The sequence below is a fragment of the Micromonospora sp. NPDC003776 genome (assembly GCF_053605645.1).
The window spans coordinates 1-21,007 of the sequence record NZ_JBSGJR010000051.1; the positions used below are offsets into that span (position 1 = coordinate 1).

Here is a 21,007-nt window from a genome sequence, read left to right on the forward strand (position 1 = left end):
CTTGCCTGTTGGGGCAGATGGCCCATTTCCAGCCCGGGGTGGTGGGCTGGTCGGGGGCTTTGCGGTGCCGTAGCGGGGTCAGGCACTGCGGGCAGTGTTTCGAGGTGTTGCGGGCCGGGATGCCGACGACGGCGATACCGTGCTCGGCGGCGAGGTGCCGCATCCGGTCGACGATCTGCCCGCGGACCTGCTGGGACAGACGCGTGTTCATGCTGGCGCCCATCCCCTTGGCTCCCAAAGATCGCAGGTCTTCCACGTAGATCACGGTCGCGGCGGCGGCAATCGCCTGGTCCACGGTCCAGCGGGCGGCAGCCCACGCGAGCGCCTGGTTGAGGTTCGAGCGGCGTTCGGACACGCGGCGGATCTCCTCGCGCAGCACCGCGTGTTTCGCGCTCAGGTGCTCCTCACAGCGGCCGGTAGTCAGCCGCAGATACTGGTCGGCCTCCGCGTGCAGCCGCTCGGACAGGCGGCGAAGGCGGTGCTGCTTGGCAAGCACTCCGGCGGCCCGGAACTGGCCCCCAGCCCCCAACGCGGTGATCCGGCCATCGGCTCCCAGTCGCAGGGCCCCCGCGCTCAGCAGGGTGTTCAGACCCCAGTCCACCCCGAGCGCCACCGTGTGACCGGCGCGCCGGGCTGTCGGCACCGCGTGGGTGTAGGCGACATCGGCGCGTACCTGCCGGCCGGCCACGCGCAGGGTGGGCAGGTGCAGCACCGCGCCCGCAGGGACGGTGGGCGGCAGGCTGATCGGGCAGGCCACCCACGTCCAGTCCCGATACCCCCTCGGATCCGGCCGGGTGGGCAACTGCAGGCGCAGCAACACCCTGCCCGAGTCGGTGTCGCCGCGTTCGATCGTGGCCTGCTGCCGGTCACACGCGGCCAGCAACAACATCCGCGCAACCCGCGGCGGGCCTTCCAACTCGAACACATCCACCGGCAGGCGACCGTTGGCGTTGAGGAACCGGGCCGCCTGCCGGGTGCGCGATTTGACGACGTTGGCCGGCAGATCCTTCCCGCCAGGGATCGCCTCCCGCACCTGATCCCACTCCTGCCCGGTGCGCTTGCCCGGATCGGCCGGCCAGGTCGCCAAGATCCCGGCGGTCAGATCGGCACGCCATGTCACCGACCGCAGCGCACGCCCGGCCTGCTCCTGGGCCATCCGCACGATCCGGTCATTAACCCTCTCACCCTCCGGGACGGTGACGGACCAACCCAGGCGCCGCAACGCCATCCACGCGTTCGACGGCAACCTCCGCCCGCCCGCGTCCACACCGCAGGCCAACACCCGCACATCCGCGGCGTTCCACCGCTGCGCCAACAGCCCGCAGACCATGCCCGCCACCAGATCGGCGCACCAGCCGACACGCTCGGCCAGCACCACCTGGGACACAACCTCGCCGGACTTCTCATCCACACCCGCGCGCACAAAAGCGCGGACACACGCGGTCCGCAACGCCTCGCCCTCAGCCAGCGACACCGCCCGACTCACCCGCCACCAACCTCACCACACCCAGACCCGGCCAGCACGCACACGACCGCCACGCGACAGCACTCGCCGCCGGCACAGACCCCCACCGCCCGCATCAAACCAGAAGACACCGACACCCACGACCCGCCCACGATCACTGAGGATGTTTGACCAAGTCCCTCAGCCTGAGCGACGCCGTCCGGATCGGTTCGTCACAGGCTTCCGTCACTGGGTCGACGCCTGCCTGCATCCGTGCCCGTGCCCGGCCGTCCGGTGCCGTTGCTGTCAACGGTTGCTAATGAGAGTTTTCCCTGTTCACTATTGCGCGCCCGAAGGGACTCGAACCCCTAACCTTCTGATCCGTAGATTCCCAAGACCCCTTCGCAGCCGTTCGGCAACGTCCGCCCTGGTCGTCGCCGGCTTGGCAACTCCATCGGTCCGGTCTGGTCCGACTCCGTTCGCCTCGGTGGCTCCCAACCGTGGCTCCCAACGTCGGCTGGAGGGGTCTGTAAGAAGAACGGCTCTGGCGCAGAAAGGGTGGTCGTGCCGGAGACGCTATGCGAGGAGGATTCGTTGTCGTAGTAGAGCGAATCCGGCGCGGCCGTACATTTGCCTTTTAAGGAACTTGACCTTGGTGTTGGCGCCCTCGATTGGGCCGTTGCTGTGGGGCAGGATCAGTCCGGCGACGACGGCGGGCAGGTCCATTCGCAGGCCGTGGACGAAGCCGTGCAGGGCAGGTAGGTCGTCGGCGTCGACGTTGGTCATCCAGGCGTCGAGGTCGTGGCCTCGCCGGGCGGTGAGCAGGCCGGCGAACTCACGGACCCGCTGTGCCAGCACGGCCAGGTGCGGGCAGGCGGCGAGCAGGTCGTTGAGGTGACTGCGTTGATGAGCAGGGAGTTTCTCAGCCGCGGTCATGAGCCAGGCGACCAGGCGCCGCGGCGACGGCGCGGGGCGTTCAGCGTCCGCGCGGCCACCCTGGTTGAGGTACCGCACGAGCAGGTTGGCGCTGCCGGTGTAGCCCTGGTCGCGGATCTCGTCCAGCAGCCGAGTCGCTGCCACGCCGCGTTCTTCGGCGCGGCGGCGGCGCAGGTGGTCGCGGAACGGGTCGATCAGTGTTTCGCGGTAGCGCGGCGGGCGCTGCAGGCCCTCGGCGGAGGTGGCGCGGGCGTAGCGTTTGACGGTGTTCAGTGCCCAGCCGAGCCGGCGGGCGCACTCCAGCAGGCCAACGCCCTCGTCGAGCAGCGCGTGCACGGCAGTGTGCCGTTGTCGGGTGCGTTCGTCCAGTGGCCGGTCCGGGCGCGGTGGGCCAGGCTGCCAGCAGCCCGAGTGCGCGACCACGGTCTTCTCCACGGCCTTGCCCAGGTTGTTCCACAGGCGCCACCGCTCGCTGACCTGCACTGCGTGGGGTGCGCCGTCGCGGATCGCCTCGGCGTAGGCGGCGGATCCGTCACGGCAGACCACCTCCACCTCGGGATGCTCACGCAGCCACGCGGCCAGGGTCTCGGCCCTGCGGTCGGGCAGGACGTCGACACGGGCGTGGGTGACCGCGTCCAGCAGCAAGGTGGCATACCGGCGGCCGCGGTGCAGCGCGAAGTCGTCCACGCTGAGCACCGCGGGCGCCGGCCTGTCCGGTATCGGAATCGCCATCAGCACCCGCAGCACCGTGCTACGCGAGATCAGCACACCCAGCCGCGACAACACCGCCGCACCGGCACGGCCAGCGGTGATCACCGCAAGATCGGCGACCAGGCCAGTCAGCTGCCGGGTCCGCCGCGCCCACCGCTGCGCCAGCGCGGGCACCTGCTCGCGGAACGTCCGCTGTGAGCAGGACTCCGCAGCGCAGACCAGCCGGCGAACGCGTACCTGCACGATCACTGCCCGCCCGCCGACCGGCAGATCAGCCACCTGGCGGCGGTGATAGGCGTGGACGCGGTCGCTGAGCTGCCCGCACTGCGGGCAGGCGGCCGGCGTTCCCGCCGTTCGGGCCACGACCTGCACGACCGCCCCTTGATCGATCACCTGCTCGATGAGCAGCGAAGACAGTCCAGGGAACAACGACTTGATCAAGTCACACGGGCAGCATGATCACGCACAGCAGCGACCACTCAGGACAGATGCCACCACCGTTTCTGCGCCAGAGCCGTTTTCTTGACAGACCCGGCTGGAGTCGCCCGGGGCGGCTCGTCAAGGTTGCACTGTCGGTCTCGATCATTAGCATCGCGGCACAACCACGGAGGGGGTAGATGCCTTGACTGGTGCTCAGGTCGATGCGCTTGTCCGGATCATACCGCCAGCCGACGGCGCCGGCGAGGAGGTGGACTGGGACACCGCCGAGGCGCAGTTAGGCACCCGTCTACCGGCCGACTACCGCGCCTTCATGGCGGTCTACGGCGGCGGCAGCATTGGCGGCGAACTAAGCATCCTGCTACCGCTGCCCGTCGACTCGGTGTGGAGCGGCGGCACGATCGCTGGCGAGACTCCGAACTTGCGCCACTACTGGGAAGAGGAGAATGGGCTAGCAGGGACAGAGCTCGGGGCGGATGCCGTATTGGCCTGGGGCGTCGGCTGCAGTAACCCGGACCTACTGGGCTGGCTGATGACCAGCCCAGATCCCGACCAGTGGCCAGTGGTGGTGTGGCGACGCCACGTGTCATGGGGCGAGCCGAGTCTCGCGCTCTTCGACTGCGGGATGGCGGAGTTTGTCAGGCGCCTGCTGCTTGCCGAGTTTGACCGGTGCCCGCTCAGCGATCTCTCACTGTGGGGCCGCATCGAACCGTTCGTGCATTGGCGTGAACAGGACCGCCGCTTCCTAGCCGGCCTCGATCCCATCACCGGCGAGCCCGACCCGACCGCAGAAATGTTCAAAGGCTGGGACCGGCCGTAACCGTGCGTTACGACTGCTTCGAAAGCCCTGTCACGCGGTTTCGGAAGTGTGGACACGGGCGCAAGTCGCTCGGCAATGACCTGGCTTAACGCGCGTCGCCATGCTGGCCGCCACGCCCGAAGTTGACCAACAGTTGACCGTCGTCGCCCATCTCAAAGGGGTCGCAAGGGGCACGCGGACCGGTTCCAGGTCGTTCCGATCGGATCACCAACCCGGCACAACCACCGCAGGCCGGTCGCACCGATGCGGCTACCAGTACGTCAGGCGGAACACGTCTCGGACAACCAGGCCGCCTGGCGGCCGCAACGGGTCGTAGCCGTCTCGCTTAAAGGAGCGGAAAACAAGACGATAGGCAGCCACGTACAGGATGACGTGAACGGCAGCCGTCAGCGCCGCCCCCCGTGGGGGCATCAGCCGTACACCCGCCGCCCGCAGCGGCAACGTAAGAACAGCCGAGAGGATCTCCAAACGATAGAGCCAGATGCCCGCCCGGTAGGTGAATAGCCGCCGGCAGGTCTCGAACTCGCTGCTGTCGATTGCCACCGCGTCAGGTTAGTCCATGCTGGGCCTCTCCTCGCCGGCCACCGTCGCCGCTGTCCTTGTCGTATCCCTCGACGCTGCCGGTGAACCGCTCCTCTGCCCGAAGCCCATCTCCGCCGTGAGTCCGCACATCGTGGAACGGGTCTGGTCCCCGACGTCAAGACAACGATCCACCGTGTTGGCGTCGGGGACCAGGTCTGTTCGGCTTCGCCCGGACTCACGGTGGAGGTGGGCGGCCCCACATCTCTGTCGAAGATCCCCGCGGGAGGCATCGGTCTTGGTTCCTGGCGCGGTCTGCAACTATCGGCCGGCGCTTGCGCCGCCAGCAGGCCGAGCGCGGCCGGCGCGGCCCGCTGCGGGCCGCCTTGACCACGACCAGGTGGCGAGGCTCGGGGAGGCATGCGGTCGTACGGGCTGCTGGTCCGGTTCCTCGCCTACACCGGCCTTCGGTGGGGTGAGGCGTCGGCGCTGCGGGTGTCGCGGCTGGACCTGCTGCGGCGGCGGGTGACCGTGGCCGTGGCGTTCGCGGAGGTCGGCGGCGAGTTGGTGGAGGGCACGCCGAAGAACCATCAGCGCCGCTCTGTGCCGATTTCGCGGTTCCTCGTCGACGAGCTGGCCGCGCACGTCGCCGGAAAGCGCCGGGATGCACTGGTGTTCACCGCTCCGAACGGCGGGCCGCTGCGCAACCCCAACTTCCGGTCGCGGGTCTTCGCGCCGGCTGCGGCGTCGGTCGGACTGACCGGACTGACTCCCCACGACCTACGACACACGGCGGCAAGCCTGGCCGTGGCGGCGGGGGCCAATGTAAAGGCGGTGCAGCGGACGCTCGGACACGCCTCGGCGTCGATGACGCTGGACGTGTACGCGGGCCTGTTCGGTGACGACCTGGACGTGGTCGCCAATCGGCTGGACGAGGCGGTCGCGGCCCGGGACAAGGACTATTCAAGCGTCCAGGAGCGCCGCGATCTCGCTGAAGCGCCTGCGGTACCCGCCTGGGGTCAACCGGGGCTGGTTGCTGACGTTTCACGCTGTCTTCTGCCCCGTGCGCCCCAAAGTCAGAGGAGTGGCCGTCCTTCCTCCTGGGCGTCCTCGTCTCGGCAGGCAGGATCACGGGTGAGCGGCGTCAGAGCTGGCCGGCGAACTCCGCCACCCTGCGGGCGAGTAGACCACCGGTCCGTACCCAGCTGAAGTGGTTGAGCGGAACTCCCGCCTCGGTCGTCGTGTAGCGCATCCGCTCGACCGGTGCCATCGCAAGCTTGCCGCACAAGTGGTCGAGGTCCGACGCGGGTACGTATCGGTCGCCCTCGACGCTGACGGCGAGCACCGGTGTCCGCAGCTGAGCGAGGGCGGTCTCCGGATAGGCGCCGTTCAGCATCGGGTACCGGCCGCGCCGGGCGGTGTACGACCAATCGCCGATCACCCTGCGCGACTGACGACCGCCGAAGCCCCAACCGGGCCAGACGCCGAGAAGCGCTGCGGTGGCCCCGACGGCCTGCGTCTGCATCAGGGTGAGCAGACCCCGTGCGCGGGGATATGTCCGCCAGTACGCCAGTCCGGCGGCGACGACGACCATGCCGGCGATGCCGGTCCCGCCGGTTGACGCCAGGTGTAGCAGGCACGCGTGTGCACCCAACGAGTGGCCGAGCAGCAGCACAGGTCGGCCGTCCAGTCGGGGCTTCAACGCCGCATGAACGGCGCCGACATCGGTCGCGAGCTCGAGGTAGCCGTACCGGGAGGCCCGGCTGGGTCGCGGTGAGCTGGTGCCGGTACCGCGCAGGTCCACCACGTGGACGGCCAGCCCAGCGTCCCGCAGCTCGACCGCGAACGGCTGGTAGAAGTATGCTGGCACCCCCATCGCCGGCCAGACCACGACGGCAGGCGCCCTCCGGTTGTCCGGATCCGGATAGGTCTGCAGCCCGATGCGCTCCGCGCCGCGATCAACAAACTCCTGCCGGTAGTCCACGAGCGACTCCTTCCCGGATGGACCGCACAAGGGACTCGACAGCTATCGATGCGCCGTCGGCCGACGGCCGGTCGAATCGGAGCCTCACCGCTGGGTCAGGCGGTGTCAACCGACGTAGACGTATGCCTTGCCCCTCGCTGGCAGTCCATGTGGTCGGCATCGTCATCGGCCGTCCATCTTGGGCGGCGTGCTTTCGACACCTCGCGATGCTGTGGGACCGGTGGCTGTGCCCGTGCGGTAGAAGAGCCACGCGAGCAGCCACACCGGAGGGTAGCTGAAAAGCAACAACACCACCTCCGAGCCGACGCCCAGGCCGACGATGAACCCTGAGGTGAAGGCGCCGAGCAGGCAACCGGTCAGCCAGCCGCCGAGCGCCGTCAGGATCGGGTGGGAGCCGCCACTGCGGCGGTGCCGCCGCACGGTCGCGTAGCCGACCGGGATGGCGGCGGGCTGGACCGCCAGCAGCCAGATACCCAGCAGCAGAAGTGACTCCGACAGCGAGAAGATGAGCATGGGCAATACCCGCCTCCACCGTTGAGAGGAACAGTATGGCGTGAGAATCACATTGGAAGACGTCGTTGCGAGTTGCCGGCCCGTCGCACGCAGGTACAGCGTTCGGTCGCGGCCCCAACAAGGCCTATCCTGCGGCTTCCATAGCGCTGGACCTGCCAATCCCTTCTGGTAAGAGCGGACGGCCGCCGACCGGCCACGCGCTGTCCGGTCTCGGAACCTGCGTGGCAGATCGGTACCAGGACCCGCGTGAGCCGATTGCCGTGGAGATAAGTGTGATGGAGCAGCGGTATGGAGCTGTTCAACAGGTGCTAACCCCGCGGACGCCGTCGGCGGTGGGTTGTTGTCTTACCGTGCGGAGCGACGCTCTCGTCGTCTGGCACCGTCTCCTGCCGGCCTCGCTAACGGTCGCCTCGCTACCTCTTTGCTGCCTCTCCGGTTGAGCAGGTTCCGAGTGCTATGCAATGGCCGGCAGTTCGTTGTATCCGTCGGCTGGCTCCTGGCCCGACAAGTCCCGGATTGCGGTCATGATCTCGTCGGTGATGGCGCGCCGGGCCTGCCCGCTACTACCAGCGGGCTGTTGCGTGAAGTGCAATGGTGTGCCGAACCGCACGGTTATCTTCCCGAGTCGGGGTAGTCGGGCGCCAACGGGCTGGATCCGGTTGGTGCCGAGGACGGCAACGGGGACCACCGGGGCGCCGCAGGCGAGCGCGAGCCAGGCAACGCCGGTTCGGCCGCGATAGATCCGCCCGTCGCGTGACCGGCTGCCTTCGGGGTGGATGCCGAAGGCTCGCCCGGCGACGAGGACGTCGAGGGCCACTTGCAGCGAGGCGTGGGCCGCCCGGTGGCCGCCTCTCTGCACGGGAATCGCGTCGATGCCGGTGAGGCAGGTGCGGGCTAGCCACCCTTTGAGGCCGGGCTGTCGGAAGTACTCGGCCTTGGCGAGGAAGGCGACCGGTCGGGGTGCCACCAGCGGGATTACCACGCTGTCGATGAAGGAAAGGTGGTTGGCGGCCAGGATCACCGGGCCATGACGCGGGACATTTTCGCGACCTTCCACCACCGGCCTGAAGGCCAGCCTGCCCAGGGGGGCCAGCACTAGCCGGGTGCTTGTTTGAAGCAGCACGTGATCCTCCGACAGTCAGCACACGTCACCGTGGCGTAGGTGTTGCCGCCGGCCTGAGATGGGCGTCCAGTGCGGCGCGCAGCAGCGGTTCGACGTCGTCCGTCTGCACCATGATCTGCAAGCTGCCCCACTGCCACAGTTCAGCGACGCCGTGCAGGTTGGCCCACAGTGCACCGGCGATGACGGATGGTGCAGGTGCGTCGGGCACGGTGGGCCGGGCACGGGAAACCAGGTCAACCAGCACGCCGAACAGGTCCTGGCTGGCCTCCCGCAGACCGACCTCGTTGCCCCGCAACAGGTCGCGCCTGAACATGAGCTCGAACATGCCGTGATTGATACGCGCGAAGTGCAGGTAGAGCCGGCCCAGGGCAAGCACCTGGTCGTATGGCTCCGTGTCACCACGGTCGATCGTCTCGGCGACCTGCTGGCCGAGCTGCTGATAGCCCACCTGTGCGATGGCCGCCAACAGAGCAAGGTGGGTCGGAAAATAGCGACGCGGCGCGCCATGAGACACCCCCGCCCGGCGGGCGATCTCGCGCAACGTGAGGGCCTGGGTGCCCTCCCGCGCCAGCAGGTCGACACCAACCTCAACCAAGCGAGCGCGAAGGCTGCTTTCCGGCTCCGGCATAGACAATGTCTACCAGCCTGCTGTAGACACTGTCTATGCCGCCCGTCGGTTCGGGGGGCGCTACTGAGCACCTCCCTCGACCAACCACGGCGGAAGGCGACAGGTAGATGCGACAACCCAGCGAAACGCGGAATCAGGGCCCGTTGTGCAGTGACTTCGACCGCGCCACAGCAGTCGCTCCACACCGTGAAAACGGATCGGTCTTCGACGCCGTCCTGCCCGACGGCTGGCGGGTCGGCGCCGGCATCAACGGTGGCCTGCTCTGCGCCCTTGCCGCTAGGGCCCTGTCCGAGGAACTCGGCCGGGCCGGCCACCGCGACCCGTTCGCCCTGACCGCCTACTTCCTCTCCCCCTGCCACCCCGGTCCAGCGACCATACGCACCGAGTCGGTGCGCACCGGTCGTCGCCTTTCCACCGGTGCGGCCCGACTGATGCAACCCGGCGAGGACGGCACGGAGGTGGAACGGCTGCGGGTGCTGGCCAGCTACGGGGACCTGGGCGCGCTGACCGACGAGGTGCGCACCACGGCCGCTCCTCCCCGCATGCCGGAGCCGGACGACTGCGTGCCGGCCGATCAGGCACCGCCCGCGTTCCTTGAGCGGGCACCCTTTATCCGGCAGATGGACCTCCGGCTCGACCCGTCCACCGTAGGCTGGACCGTCGGACAGCCCTCAGGCATCGGAGCACAACGCGGCTGGCTTCGGATGCCCGACGGTCGCCAGCCCGATCCCCTTCTGCTGGCCTTCGCCGCCGACTGCCTTCCAACGGCCGCCTTCGACCTCGGGGTCTTCGGGTGGGTACCTACAGTGGAGCTCACCGTGCACGTACGGGCGAGACCATCGGGCGGATGGTTGCGGGTCAGCCACACTACCCGCAACTTCGCGGGCGGCTTCCTCGAAGAGGACGCCGAGATCTGGGATGAGGCCGGTCGCCTCGTCGCCCAATCCCGGCAACTGGCTCGCGCGCCAGAACGAGGGCACAGGTTTTCCGCTGACGTGTGAACGGCGTCCGATACCTGCCCTGGGCTGCGAGCAGAACTCCGCCGCCGAAGAAAGCCGCGTCTATCACGAACGGGTTCACCCCCGTCCTCCGCCGGCCTCTTGCGGACTGGTTGCGGACCGCTCGCACGCCAGACCGGGACCCTGCGCAGCCGCACGCTGGCCGACCTGGATATTGGGGCCGTACGGGCGCTATAGCCCGATGTTGCTCTTCGGGCCCATGTATGACCCGGCATTTGGCCACCCGGCCCGGGCCAACTTCACGAACCGCTCGCCGAACCCCAGCGACGGCAGGTCCGTCAGCTTAACGAACTCAACCGCACGAATCGGCCGGGTGTCTGCCCCTGCCCTGACCGGCCCCAGCTTGCCGCCCACCCGGCGGCACTGGAACGTGAGGTGAACGACCTGCGCCTTCACGACATCGCACACGTACAGCAGATCCCCGACCCGGATCTCCAGACCGGTCTCCTCCCGCACTTCGCGCTCCAGCGCCTCCTCGATCGTCTCCCCGGGCTCCACCTTGCCGCCGGGCAGCGACCACGACCGGTCACCTTCGGTGTCCTGATCCAGCAGCAGAATCTCGTCTTTCTCGATCAGGATCGCGGTGACGCGAACATTCATCGCCACCGGCAGACCGTAACAATCCCAGACGGTTGAAGGGCACCGTCAGTTTGGAAGAGCGTGCTCAAGCGGTCGCGATGCCCGAAACGCCTGCGGGCGGCGGCCGGCCCGGTTGCGTCTCGTGCCCGCTCGTGCCCGCTGCGTGCCACGGTTACCGGCCCACGGATGGCCCGTGCTACCTGTACCGTGGCCGAGTGCCAGTCGAGCTTGTGTCGCGTTTCCCTGTTGACGACGTGCAGCTGAGCGCCCTTCATGCGCGGGCCTTCGGTGGCGACGTCCAGCAGGTGACACCGTGGGCCGAGCGCCTTGGGCGGTACGCGCTGACCTGGGTTGGCGCGTTCGATGCCGGTCGCCTGGTGGGCTTCGTCCAGGTCTGCTGGGACGGTGGCGCACACGCATTCCTGCTCGACACGGCAGTGGACCCGGACTGGCAACACCGCGGAGTTGGCACGGAACTGGTCCAGGGCGCGGTCGACGATGCTGCGGCTGCCGGTTGCGAGTGGCTGCACGTCGACTTCGAGACACACCTAGAACCGTTCTACCTGGAACGATGCCGGTTCCGCCCTACAGCCGCAGGCCTGTTGCAGCTCAAGCGGAGCGTGGCAGGTCCGGGAAGCTGAGCGGATCTCCTCGTCGGGCAGTCGTAGACCGTCCAGCCTCCCCGGACGGGGACAAGGTGAAGCGCCCTACCGGACGAGTCTCAACGACGGTTGTCAACATCGGCGTCCGCGGCCTGGACCGGCCTTGGGATTAGAAGAAGATCGGAGCGGCCTGGTAGGGGGAGCCGTTCTCCTGCTCAGCCCGCCCGTCGCTGTCGGATGTCGTCGGCGTTGGCTGGCTGCCTGGGTTGTACGGATGGCTGTACGAAACGCGGCGGCTGACCATCAGATCCGTAGATTCCCAAGACTCCTCCACAGCCGTTCGGCAACGTCCGCCTCGCCCTGGTCGCCGCGCTCTCGGCAAGCGGATCGGTCCCGGCTCGTCCGGCTTCGTTCGCGCGGTTGGCTCCCACGTCTGGCTCCTAAGCCAGACCCTCTGATCCGTGCCACATCCACCGTTACCCGCCTCGCCTCTCATCCGGCTCGTGGACAGCGTTCATCCGGTGGCGACCGTTGGCACTCGTGCTGCGGTCAGGCTGGGCTCAGCGAGCGTCACGTTGGTCATCCGTGCCCATCAACGTCTGGGTAAGGTCGTCCGCATGGCTGACGCTGTCGTGATTCCTGGCGGTAGGTTCGGACCGGGCGCTCCCCTGCTGATGTATGCCGGCGATGTGGCGGAGCTGCGAGGCGCCACGGTGCATCGATACTCGTGGTCGCAGGAGTTTCCGAAGCCTGACGAGCCAGAAATCGAGAGCTGGGTTGGCGGTGAGATCGTTCCGCTTGTCGACACCATTGGCGGTCGCCCACTGCTGATCGGCAAGTCGCTCGGGACGAACGCAGCAGCGATTGCCGCCGAAAGATCCTTGCCCGCCGTGTGGCTCACGCCCTTGCTCACTCTGCCGTGGGTGGCTGATGCGTTGGACCGTGCGACAGCGCCGTTCCTGCTCGCGGGTGGCACTGCCGACAAGCTATGGGACGGTGACATCGCCCGCCGGCTGTCACCCCACGTGCTAGAGGTGGAAGGCGCGGACCACGGTATGTACGTACCCGGCCCGCTTACCGAGTCGATCGCGGTGCTCAGTCAAGTCGTGGTCGCCGTGGAGGAGTTCCTCGACGGTATTGGCTGGCCGAGCTAGACACCTGGTCTCGCCTCGCTGCTGGTACCTAGCATCGGATCTCCTCGTCGGGCAGTCGCCAGACCGTCCGGGGATCCTGGTAGTCCGCCCTCCCATGTCAGTTGACCGGCGAATTATGAGATCAAGACGAGCGACCCGGCGAGCTGGAGGATAGGGCTGCTAGCAGCGAAAACGGCTCTCGACATCTCTCACCGCTCCCCGGCCGTCCGTCGACCTCTTGCGGACTAGATGCGGACCGCCTGTGCCTCTGCACGTTCATACCGGGCCGATCCTCGTGGCCGTTGCTGGCGGATGGCCCTCAACCGGCTCGGGCCGCGCCCTCTGGCCCTGCCCTACCCTGAGTCGCGCGCTGCCGTCGCCGCAGCAACACGGCTGGCACCAGGTAGCCCACACCGCCGACCGCCCACAGTGCGGCAAATACCCAATGCCACGGCGTGGGGTCTCCGACGGCCACGACCCCCCACCCGACGGCCAGGAAGAGCCAGACGCCTCCCATGATGAAACCCTGCTTCGGCGTCTTTGCTGTCTGCCACCACGGGTTCTTGGTTGGCTTCATATAGGCGATCTTCGCACTCCCTCACGGGACCACGCCGGCCTGGCCGGCCTTGGGATTAGAAGAAGATCGGAGCGGGCTGGTAGGGAGGTCGTTCCCCTGCTCAACCCGTCCGTCACTGTCGGATGGTGTCCGCGCCGGCTGGCGGTCTTGGCTGTACGGATGGCTGTAGCGGCATCAAGAGCCGGCACCTATGGTTTGCGATCATGGATAATTTTGCGCTTGCCGAGTCCTCAGTCACAGTCGCTTTCTTCTACGCGCTGAGCCTCTTCGTCCTGTACTGGGTGATCCGTCTAGCTGTCCGCCACGCGATTCAAGACATCGACAAGCGCCGGTCACGGGGTGGGTCGTGAACGTCGGAGCGTTGGCTTCCCGCGATCAGAGCTGAGGCTCAGCTTCAGCTTGGAAGAGCGTGCTCAACCGGTCGTGATGCCCGAAACGCCTGCGGCCGGCGGCTCGCTGGGCTGCGCCTCGCGCCCCTCGTGACCGCTGCATGCCACCGTTACTGGCCCGTGGATGGCCCGTGATGGCCCTGACTGGTGTGGGCCGCGCGGGCCAGCCACTGTGCGAGGGCGCTCGCTACGCCGTCCATCTCGTCAGCGTTCACCGCCTGGCCGTCCGGCTGCCCCAGGAACCCGAACACGTTCGGCCCCCGGCGGTCAACGCTCAGATCGGCCGGCCGTGGGATCACGTGGAAGTGAACGTGGCCGAAGCCCTCCGCCTCCGCGAACTGCACGACGTACGTCTTCGCGCAGCCAGTCATCGCATGCAGCGCTCGCGACAGGCGCACCTGCCAGTAGCCCAACCCGGCTGCCTCGGCATCGGTCAGGTCAGCGATGGTGAGCACGTGACGGCGCGGGACGAGCACGAGCCAGCCCGGCAGCCCGGTGCCTACGGCATGCGCCACACGCCAGTGCTCATCGCTTGCAATCCGCTCACGGGGCGGCAGCTCGTCAAACCGGGCGGTGTTCTCACAGGAGAAGCAACCTCGCTTGATCATCACTGTGGCAGTAGAGCTCATGCTGTCCGCTTCTGCCACCCCGCCTTGGTAGCGGATTTCCTCGTCGGGCAGTCGCCAGACCGTTCGGCCTCCCCGGACGGGGACAAGGTGGAGCGCCCTAGGACCTGGTTGCGGACATCTCAGGCTGGAAGTAGTCGGGGCCCCAGCAGGTCGCGTCCGCCGGCAACTCCCACCAGTGCGGCATCATCGTCGGTCGCCACTCCGGATCGGGTTGGAAGTCCATCCACTGGCCGTCGAAGGGTGCGGCTCCGGCGCGGGCCAGGGTAAGCAGTCGTTCGCCCTCGGCTCGGACCTCGGCGGCTTCTTCTTCATCCCAGAACGCCGGCTCGCCGGTGTACTCGGCGAACGCGTCCTCGTCCTTCCACGACCACTTACCATCCGGGAACACGAGCAGGTCAAGTTCCTGGTCGTAGACGTCGACCCCGCCGGCCCATCGGGTGACCGGGCGCTCCAGGTTGACATACCAGCCGTCGAAGTCGCCGTCCGGTCGCCAGCTCCACCAGACCGAGTGGGCCGCACCAGGCGGCATCAGCATCAGAGTCCGGAAGGGTTGCCACGTACTCAGGCTGAGCATCGTGGTCATCCGCAGCGACGTGAGCAGCGACAGTTGCCGGGTCGGCTGGCCCGCGAGGTCGACCCGTCGCATGGCCTGCGAGCCCGCGTCGATCCACAGCGCCAGCCCGCGCTCGTCGTCGCTGACCACCCGCCCGCACAGCACCGAGCCGACCCGGCCGTCTGGGTACAGGTGCCGGCGGATGATCGTCTGCCCCCGCTCAAAAATCATCCGAGCACAATACACAATCGAGGGACGAGCGGGACCTTCGTGAGGGAGACAAATCGGAGCGCCGCCAGTCTGCGGATAGGCGCCAAGGACTGCGGCGTGTCGGGTTCAAGGGTGGCCGTAGGCCACCGGCGTGCCGACGCGCAGCGCCCCTTGACGCCGACCGGGTGGCGTAGAGAATCGTGCACGGCGTATCGACCTCGCACTATCGCTTCACGTGGGCACGCAGAGCCCGGACGAACCAGTCGAACACCGGGGCCAGGCTCTCGGGGACCGGCCAACCGTTGATCACGGCGAGCAGTTGCCAGTACCGTTCCGCGCGGGGGTCGTTGGCGGTCTCCAAGCGCGTCAGCACCCAACGCTGCAGGCTGGCATCGTCGGGTCGGCCAAAGACGTGCGCGTAGCGGGCCATGAGGTCTGTGATCACTGGGGCGGCCTGCGGCGAGGTCGGGGCGACACCGGCTGCCAGCGCCTGGCCGACACGGTCGCGGACGGCTTCGGTGAGGTCGTGGTGCAGGCCCGTGGTGTCGCCTTGATTGCGTTCGGCCGCCTGGTACTCGGCCATGCGGCGCACGGACGCACGGAAGTCCGGGTCCTGGGAGAGTTCGGCGAGTTCGACCCAGGCGTCGACCTGCTCCGGCGTGGGGTCGTCGGGCAGGTCGGGCATGGCCGAGCGCATCATGGCCACGAGTTCTGGGTTGGCGTCGAGACCACCGAATGTGTCGTCGATGAAGTCGCTGATCAGACGTCGGCGTTCGTCATCGGAGAGTTTCGCGAGCTTGTGCATCAGGTCCGTCTCCTCAGGGGTGGAGCCGCGCTTGGCTACCGCTCGCAGCACCGCAGCCCGCAGTCGCAGGGTGCGGATCTGCACCTGCAGTGCTTCGGCATGTGCTGCGGCAACCTCGGCCAGCGAGGTCTCCCGGTCCAGGACCCGCCGGATGGCGGCGAGGTCGAGTCCAAGCTCGCGCAGCGTCCGCACAAGGTCCAGACGCGCGAGAGCGTTGATGTCGTAGAGCCGGTAGCCAGCCGGGCTGCGGTCAGTCGGCGGCACGATCCCCGAGTCGGAGTAGAACCGTATGGTCTTGACCGTCAGCCCGGTCCGCCGGGCCAGATCGCCGATCGAGTATCGCGTGTCGCCGTCCATGCCCCTCACCCTGTCGTCTCCCCTTACTGGAGATTCAAGCTCCACCTCCCGGTCGCTGTTCTATTCCAGCCGATCGGCAAGCCCCAGCCCGTCCACAGGTTTGACAATTCCTCTCAGCGAAGGCACCGATCCGCTGGGCGCCCAACGCCTGAGATCTCATTGGCGGCCCTCACCCGGCCGCTTCCCCGAGCTACCCGAGCCCTGGTATCCGCACGGAATGACTCAGAACAGCCGGGTCGCAGCGCGCACACTTGCTTCAGCCCCACTCACGGGCTTTTAGAAGCGCCGCAGGATCAGCACGTCCTCGTGGGCCACCAGGTGCACGGGGATGCCTTCGTCCCTGGCTCGGCGGGCGGCGAGCAGCCCGAACATGTTGGCCCGGTGCACGATCTGCCCGTCGCGGACGGCAGCCAGCATCGCGGCGCACCGCTGCACCGGGACCAGCCCCACCGACCGGGCGACGGCGAGGAACTCCCCCGGCAGGTCGATCAGGTCGTCACGCTGACGGCGTACCGGCCGGCAGGTGATCACCACGGTCCCGCCGGGGCGTAGCAGTTGGTGGCTGGCGGCCAGGATCGCGGCGAACCCGTCGAGCAGCCGCGTCCATCCCGCGTAGGCGAGGTTGCCGCTCTCGCGGTCTCCGTAGTGGTGGTTGCGTTTGCGTACCCCGGTGCTTGTGGTCTGCACGAGGCCGTGGGTGCCGCGCCCGTACGGGGGTGAGGTGAGCACGAGGCTCACCCGGCCGACCGCGGACGCCGGCACCAGGTCGAGCAGTGCGGTGGCGTCGCCGGTGAGCACTCTCGCTGTGCCGGTGGCGCCCTGCGATGCGGCGAGGGCGATGTTGGCGGCGGCCAGGGTGGTGAATCGGGGTTCGATGTCGATTCCGATCGCGTGCCGGCCGAGGTGGATGGCCTCGACGAGAGTGGTGCCGGATCCGCACATCGGGTCGAACACCAGGTCGCCGGGTGCGGTGTAGGAGGTGATGGCGTGCGCGGCCAGGTGGGGCAGCATCTTGCCCGGGTGGCTGGAGGTTTGCGGGACGTAGCGGCCTCGGCGTTGGTCACGGGCGGGCTGTTGGCAGGTCAGCCAGACCGAGGTGACGGGCATGGGGTCAGCCATGGGTGCCTCCGGTGTGCGTCGCGCTGCGGGTCAGGATGAGTACGTCGGTGTGGATGTCCAGCTGCGCCTGCTGGCCATGCCGTGGGGGTCGGTCGGCGGTCACGATGTGCTGCAGGTACGCCAGCCCGGCGCGATTGGCGGCGATGACGACGTCGACCGGCAGAGTGACGTCGCTGTGCGTCAGCAGCACTGCCACGCAGCCGCCGGGCGTGAGGCTGGCGCGGCAGCGGGCGAAGAAGTCGACCGGCGAGGTGGTGTCGTCCAGTGGCCAGCCGGTGACGATCAGTGTCGCGGCCTTTCGGCCCCACCGGGCCTGCCGGGGTGCGTGCAGGTGGGTGCGGCGGCCCGTGGCGATGACCGCGCTGGCCAGTTGCGGCCCGACGGTCAGGTCAACGACGAGGTCGGATGGGTGGGTGAGGTTGTGGACCAGCCGTACACCCATCGCGTTGGACATGGTTTCGCCGTCCTTCGGGGCGGGGACCGGCCAGACGGTGATCGGCACGGGCGGGTCGCCGGGCACCACGTCCCCCACGGGGATCGGTGCGCGGCGTGGGTTTCTGTCGGTCATGGGTGTGGTGGCCCCCGGACCGGCGGGCGTACTGACGCTCCCAGTGCGCCGCTGACAGGCGGATCGAACCCGCGGCCGGCCTGACAGAACCGGTCAGCTTGGCAACCGGACAACCGCGCGCCGGGGGTCGCGGCCGCGAACCTGACACGACCCGACACGCCCTGCCTCGGTCTGACAAGCGCTCGTGCTGTCAGGTCGGGCTGCCCCAATCGACGCCTCGAAGCCTCCGCACAGGGCGGGGCGCTTGCGTCGAGGGGACATGACCATGGCACCGATGACTGGTACGAGGACGGCCGATACTGTGCTGACGACGGTCGAGAAGGCGTTCCAGCTGTTGATCTGCGAACCCGCGCCGCTGGTGTTCGACGCGCGCCCGGTGCCGGGTCTACCGGACACGTCGATGCCGCTGGACGAGTTGCGCAAGCTGCTGCTGTATGGGCGCTACGACAGCGACGTCACCGACGAGGTGTGGCGGCAGCTGACCTTCGACGCCCGTCGGCGGGGACCGGCGTGGGTGGTCGGCGCGATCGGTGTGGCGCTGCCCGCGCTGACGCGTCTCGCGGCGAGGATCAGCCGCGGCTACGCCCAGCACGCCGATGACGTTGACTCCGAAGTCCTCGCCGGGTTCCTTCACGCTCTGCGCGCGGCGGACCTCGCCCCGCCGCGGCTGTGGCTGCGGCTGTGCTGGGCGGCGTGGCGGGCCGGTGCCGCGGTGGTCAGGGCCGACGACGGTGAGGAACTGCCGCCTGACCTGCCGAGTGGCTCGCGTTCGCCGAGGATGCCCTACGGGCACCCGGATCTGCTGCTCGGGCGGGCGGCAGCGGCCGGGCTGATCACCGCCGACGCCGCCGAGCTGATCAGCGCGACCCGCTTCGGTGACGCGCTGATCGAGCAGCTGGCCGCAGAGCAGGGCGTGACGGCGTCGGTCCTGCGGATGCGGCGCCGCCGCGCCGAGCGGGTCGTAGCCGCAGCTGTCACGCGGGGTGACCTGTCCGGCCCGATCCCGTCGTACCCCGTACCCCAGAATAGGCACCCGTCCCGGGAAGCAGCGATGCTCCTTGATCACGACTCGATATGCGCCGCAACGGGGACCACGGTGAATGCCAGCGACCATGAGCTTCCAGTCGGTTCCATCAGCAGGTGAGGCCGAACGTCGATAGACCCCGCGACGCACCGAGCCATGTTCCGCCGCGACTAGGTGTTCCTGGCAGCGATGAGTTTCGGCGCCGGACCGGGTCTGCCCTGGCATGAGTCGAATCATCGGCAAGCGCGCGTTCGTCGTCGTGCCGAGCCCGCTGCCAGAGTCGGTGCGGACAACCAACCTCGCCTGCGCGTTCGTCACCAGCGATCTGCCCGACGCCGGCTCCGCCCGGCACGAGCGACCCGAGGCGGCGTCGCAGGACACCGGTAGGACCTCGACGTCACCCTCATGGGCGGCGGCGCCACGATCTGCTCCACGAGGGGCTGTTCGACGTACTGGCGCTGCACCTCGTGCCCGTCGTGCTGGACGACGAGACATCACTGTTCATCGGGAAAGCGCCTGCAGCCTGGTCCAGCGGAGCGTGATCCCGACATCGGCCACGGCGGGCCTGACCTACGGCGTCTTCGGGTGATCCGATGACCGCTGTCAACGTAAACGGGATCGCCTTGGGCGTTGAGTCGTTCGGTAGCGACGACGCGCCACTAGTTCTGCTCGCGGGCGGGACGACGATGCTCTCCTGGCCAGATGCACTGTGTGAACGTCTCGCCGCTGGTGGGCGCCGTGCAGTGCGGTACGACCTTCGTGATAGCGGGGAGTCGACAACGACGGATCCGCAGGCGCCCGCCTACACCCTGCGCGACCTCGCTGCCGATGCGGCGGCCCTTGCTGACGCGCTCGGCGGGAGGCCTGCGCACCTTGCGGGGATCGGCGTCGGCGGGATGGTCGCCCAGGTGGCTGTGCTCGACCATCCGGGCGCGTTCTCGGCGCTGACCCTGGTCGGCACCCGCGCGGTTGCCCCTGGCCCGCCCGACGATGACCTGCCTGACCATGACCAGGCGACGATGAGCCGGCTGTTCGCGCGTCCGATGCCCGATTGGGCCGACCGCGAGGCGGTTGCGGGGTTCGCGGCCGCCGGCGCGGAGATCCTCGGCGATGATCCGGTCGCCGCGCGGGCAATCGCTGCGCGCATCTGGGACCGCACGCCCGGCACGACACCAGAAGTGCAGATGGCCAACCAGATGGGCATGGTGTTTGCCCGGCTCGACTGCACACCACGCTGGCGTGAGCGCCTGCCCGAGATCGAGGTCCCCACGCTCGTCGTCCACGGCCGCCGGGACCGGTTCTTCCCCGTCGGCAACGGGCAGGTGATCGCCCGCGAGATCTCCGGGGCGCGGCTGCTCGTCGTAGAGGAGGCTGCCGGAGCGATCCCCGAGGCGGCGGTCGGCGAGATCGGCGAGATCGGCGAGGCGATGCGCAGGCTCGGTTAGGACGGCAAGGTGCCGCGCGGGTCTGGCCTCCGGTGCAGCAGCGTCGTCGGAGGCTGGATCCGGCCACGTGCTGGCGATCGGCACGATTGCAACCCGAGGACGCCCAGGTGGGCGGGGAGGCCAGTTTGGTTTCGGAAGCGACGCGTACGAGTTCGGATGCTCAGATAGGCATGCGTGAAGGTGCGCAAGGTGGTTTCGTCGGCTGAACTCCCGGGCCGTTACTGTCCGCGTTGGCGCGGTCCCCACCACGGCAGCAGCGGTGGAAGTTCGGCGAGCGGCTGGCGCGGCGGTTTGGGCGGCTGTGAGTCGCCGTCGTCGCCGTCCCAGCGCCGGCCATACTGAAGTACGGCATCGGCCCGGCCGGCAATCCGCCGAGCGTCTCCAGCGGGTCGATGCGGGACTCCGCGACCGTGCACAGGTGGGCCCAGTCGTCACCGAAGTCGAACACGTACGCGAACTGCTCTGCGCCACCCAGCCGGCTCAGTTTGGTGCGGTCGCTGTCGATGCTGCCCTCGGGGGCCTCGCCGTCCCACAGCTCCAGCGGTGTGATCTGCCTCTGGTCGGCCAGCGTGAACATGTGTATGTGGGCCAGGTCCCAGCGGGCGAACGCCAGGTCGATGGCGTCCGCGAATCGGGCGAACGTATGTGACCGGCTTGCCGCAAACACTCTGCCAGGTCGGGGCCACAGGTCGATGCCACGGCCGGAAACGAGCTCAACCCGTATGGATAGCCAGGTACGTGCCACCGCTTTCCCTTCCACCGAGAACCGCCATCTCTGCTGCGAACACTAAGAGCTTCCGCAAATAGGTGGGACGTCATGGTCGGCGGGTGGAGCGGGTGTCCCAGCGGTAGAGGGTCCAGGCCTGGCGGATGAGGCTACGG

Annotated in this window: 21 protein-coding genes; 7 read left to right on the plus strand and 14 right to left on the minus strand. The window is 68.4% G+C overall.

Going from position 1 to position 21,007, the window contains the following annotated elements:
• A partial coding sequence (locus ACWEVO_RS07315) for a hypothetical protein (RefSeq protein WP_452306700.1) occupies positions 1-1,486 on the minus strand: 1,486 nt, incomplete at its 3' end.
• A 534-nt stretch (positions 1,487-2,020) separates the two neighbouring features.
• Positions 2,021-3,532, minus strand: a complete 1,512-nt coding sequence (locus tag ACWEVO_RS07320; RefSeq protein WP_452306701.1) for an ISL3 family transposase — start codon at positions 3,530-3,532, stop codon at positions 2,021-2,023.
• A 247-nt stretch (positions 3,533-3,779) separates the two neighbouring features.
• On the opposite strand from ACWEVO_RS07320, the gene ACWEVO_RS07325 reads away from it, so the two are divergent.
• The gene (locus ACWEVO_RS07325; RefSeq protein WP_452306702.1) at positions 3,780-4,349 is read left to right on the plus strand and encodes an SMI1/KNR4 family protein; all 570 of its coding nucleotides are present in this window, start codon (positions 3,780-3,782) and stop codon (positions 4,347-4,349) included.
• A 249-nt stretch (positions 4,350-4,598) separates the two neighbouring features.
• Here the strand turns inward: ACWEVO_RS07325 and ACWEVO_RS07330 are convergent, their stop codons facing one another.
• Entirely contained in the window at positions 4,599-4,892 is a 294-nt protein-coding gene (locus ACWEVO_RS07330; protein ID WP_452306703.1) for a hypothetical protein, read from the minus strand.
• A gap of 396 nt (positions 4,893-5,288) precedes the next feature.
• Here ACWEVO_RS07330 and ACWEVO_RS07335 point away from each other — a divergent pair, with 396 nt between their 5' ends.
• Complete coding sequence (locus tag ACWEVO_RS07335) at positions 5,289-6,077, plus strand: tyrosine-type recombinase/integrase (RefSeq protein ID WP_452306704.1); 789 nt, start codon at positions 5,289-5,291, stop codon at positions 6,075-6,077.
• On the opposite strand, the gene ACWEVO_RS07340 is transcribed toward ACWEVO_RS07335, so the two are convergent.
• The 4 genes from ACWEVO_RS07340 to ACWEVO_RS07355 all read right to left on the minus strand — a co-directional run bounded on the left by ACWEVO_RS07340 (position 6,013) and on the right by ACWEVO_RS07355 (position 9,116).
• Positions 6,013-6,852, minus strand: a complete 840-nt coding sequence (locus ACWEVO_RS07340) for an alpha/beta hydrolase family protein (protein WP_452306705.1) — start codon at positions 6,850-6,852, stop codon at positions 6,013-6,015. The two genes, ACWEVO_RS07335 and ACWEVO_RS07340, sit on opposite strands and share 65 nt — an antisense overlap.
• 162 nt (positions 6,853-7,014) lie before the next feature.
• Complete coding sequence (locus ACWEVO_RS07345; RefSeq protein ID WP_452306706.1) at positions 7,015-7,365, minus strand: hypothetical protein; 351 nt, start codon at positions 7,363-7,365, stop codon at positions 7,015-7,017.
• A 454-nt stretch (positions 7,366-7,819) separates the two neighbouring features.
• The gene (locus ACWEVO_RS07350) at positions 7,820-8,461 is read right to left on the minus strand and encodes a lysophospholipid acyltransferase family protein (protein WP_452306707.1); all 642 of its coding nucleotides are present in this window, start codon (positions 8,459-8,461) and stop codon (positions 7,820-7,822) included.
• A 52-nt stretch (positions 8,462-8,513) separates the two neighbouring features.
• Positions 8,514-9,116: a TetR/AcrR family transcriptional regulator gene (locus ACWEVO_RS07355; RefSeq protein ID WP_452306708.1), complete on the minus strand. Its 603-nt coding sequence runs from the start codon at positions 9,114-9,116 to the stop codon at positions 8,514-8,516.
• Between the two features lie 107 nt (positions 9,117-9,223).
• Here ACWEVO_RS07355 and ACWEVO_RS07360 point away from each other — a divergent pair, with 107 nt between their 5' ends.
• Positions 9,224-10,117, plus strand: a complete 894-nt coding sequence (locus tag ACWEVO_RS07360; RefSeq protein ID WP_452306709.1) for a thioesterase family protein — start codon at positions 9,224-9,226, stop codon at positions 10,115-10,117.
• Between the two features lie 189 nt (positions 10,118-10,306).
• On the opposite strand, the gene ACWEVO_RS07365 is transcribed toward ACWEVO_RS07360, so the two are convergent.
• Positions 10,307-10,735: an NUDIX domain-containing protein gene (locus ACWEVO_RS07365; protein ID WP_452306720.1), complete on the minus strand. Its 429-nt coding sequence runs from the start codon at positions 10,733-10,735 to the stop codon at positions 10,307-10,309.
• A gap of 194 nt (positions 10,736-10,929) precedes the next feature.
• On the opposite strand from ACWEVO_RS07365, the gene ACWEVO_RS07370 reads away from it, so the two are divergent.
• Positions 10,930-11,355, plus strand: coding sequence for a GNAT family N-acetyltransferase (locus tag ACWEVO_RS07370; protein WP_452306710.1), 426 nt, complete (start codon positions 10,930-10,932; stop codon positions 11,353-11,355).
• A 578-nt stretch (positions 11,356-11,933) separates the two neighbouring features.
• The gene (locus ACWEVO_RS07375; protein WP_452306711.1) at positions 11,934-12,470 is read left to right on the plus strand and encodes an alpha/beta hydrolase; all 537 of its coding nucleotides are present in this window, start codon (positions 11,934-11,936) and stop codon (positions 12,468-12,470) included.
• A 1,055-nt stretch (positions 12,471-13,525) separates the two neighbouring features.
• Here ACWEVO_RS07375 and ACWEVO_RS07380 read toward each other — a convergent pair.
• The 5 genes from ACWEVO_RS07380 to ACWEVO_RS07400 form a co-directional block, all read right to left on the minus strand.
• Positions 13,526-14,062: an HIT family protein gene (locus ACWEVO_RS07380; protein ID WP_452306712.1), complete on the minus strand. Its 537-nt coding sequence runs from the start codon at positions 14,060-14,062 to the stop codon at positions 13,526-13,528.
• 79 nt (positions 14,063-14,141) lie between these two features.
• On the minus strand, positions 14,142-14,828 hold the full coding sequence (locus ACWEVO_RS07385) for a DUF402 domain-containing protein (protein ID WP_452306713.1): 687 nt from the start codon (positions 14,826-14,828) through the stop codon (positions 14,142-14,144).
• A gap of 202 nt (positions 14,829-15,030) precedes the next feature.
• On the minus strand, positions 15,031-15,969 hold the full coding sequence (locus ACWEVO_RS07390; protein WP_452306714.1) for a MerR family transcriptional regulator: 939 nt from the start codon (positions 15,967-15,969) through the stop codon (positions 15,031-15,033).
• 276 nt (positions 15,970-16,245) lie between these two features.
• Positions 16,246-17,088: a TRM11 family SAM-dependent methyltransferase gene (locus ACWEVO_RS07395; RefSeq protein ID WP_452306715.1), complete on the minus strand. Its 843-nt coding sequence runs from the start codon at positions 17,086-17,088 to the stop codon at positions 16,246-16,248.
• Positions 17,081-17,656 (minus strand): hypothetical protein, encoded by a 576-nt coding sequence (locus ACWEVO_RS07400; protein WP_452306716.1) that lies wholly within the window; start codon positions 17,654-17,656, stop codon positions 17,081-17,083. The genes ACWEVO_RS07395 and ACWEVO_RS07400 overlap by 8 nt, the downstream gene beginning before the upstream one ends.
• Before the next feature lie 184 nt (positions 17,657-17,840).
• Between ACWEVO_RS07400 and ACWEVO_RS07405 the strand changes: the two genes are divergently transcribed.
• Both ACWEVO_RS07405 and ACWEVO_RS07410 read left to right on the plus strand, forming a co-directional pair.
• Positions 17,841-18,800 (plus strand): hypothetical protein, encoded by a 960-nt coding sequence (locus ACWEVO_RS07405; RefSeq protein ID WP_452306717.1) that lies wholly within the window; start codon positions 17,841-17,843, stop codon positions 18,798-18,800.
• 473 nt (positions 18,801-19,273) lie between these two features.
• Positions 19,274-20,125: an alpha/beta fold hydrolase gene (locus tag ACWEVO_RS07410; RefSeq protein ID WP_452306718.1), complete on the plus strand. Its 852-nt coding sequence runs from the start codon at positions 19,274-19,276 to the stop codon at positions 20,123-20,125.
• 160 nt (positions 20,126-20,285) lie between these two features.
• On the opposite strand, the gene ACWEVO_RS07415 is transcribed toward ACWEVO_RS07410, so the two are convergent.
• Positions 20,286-20,885: an IS1096 element passenger TnpR family protein gene (locus ACWEVO_RS07415; protein WP_452306719.1), complete on the minus strand. Its 600-nt coding sequence runs from the start codon at positions 20,883-20,885 to the stop codon at positions 20,286-20,288.
• Positions 20,886-21,007: the final 122 nt, after the last annotated feature.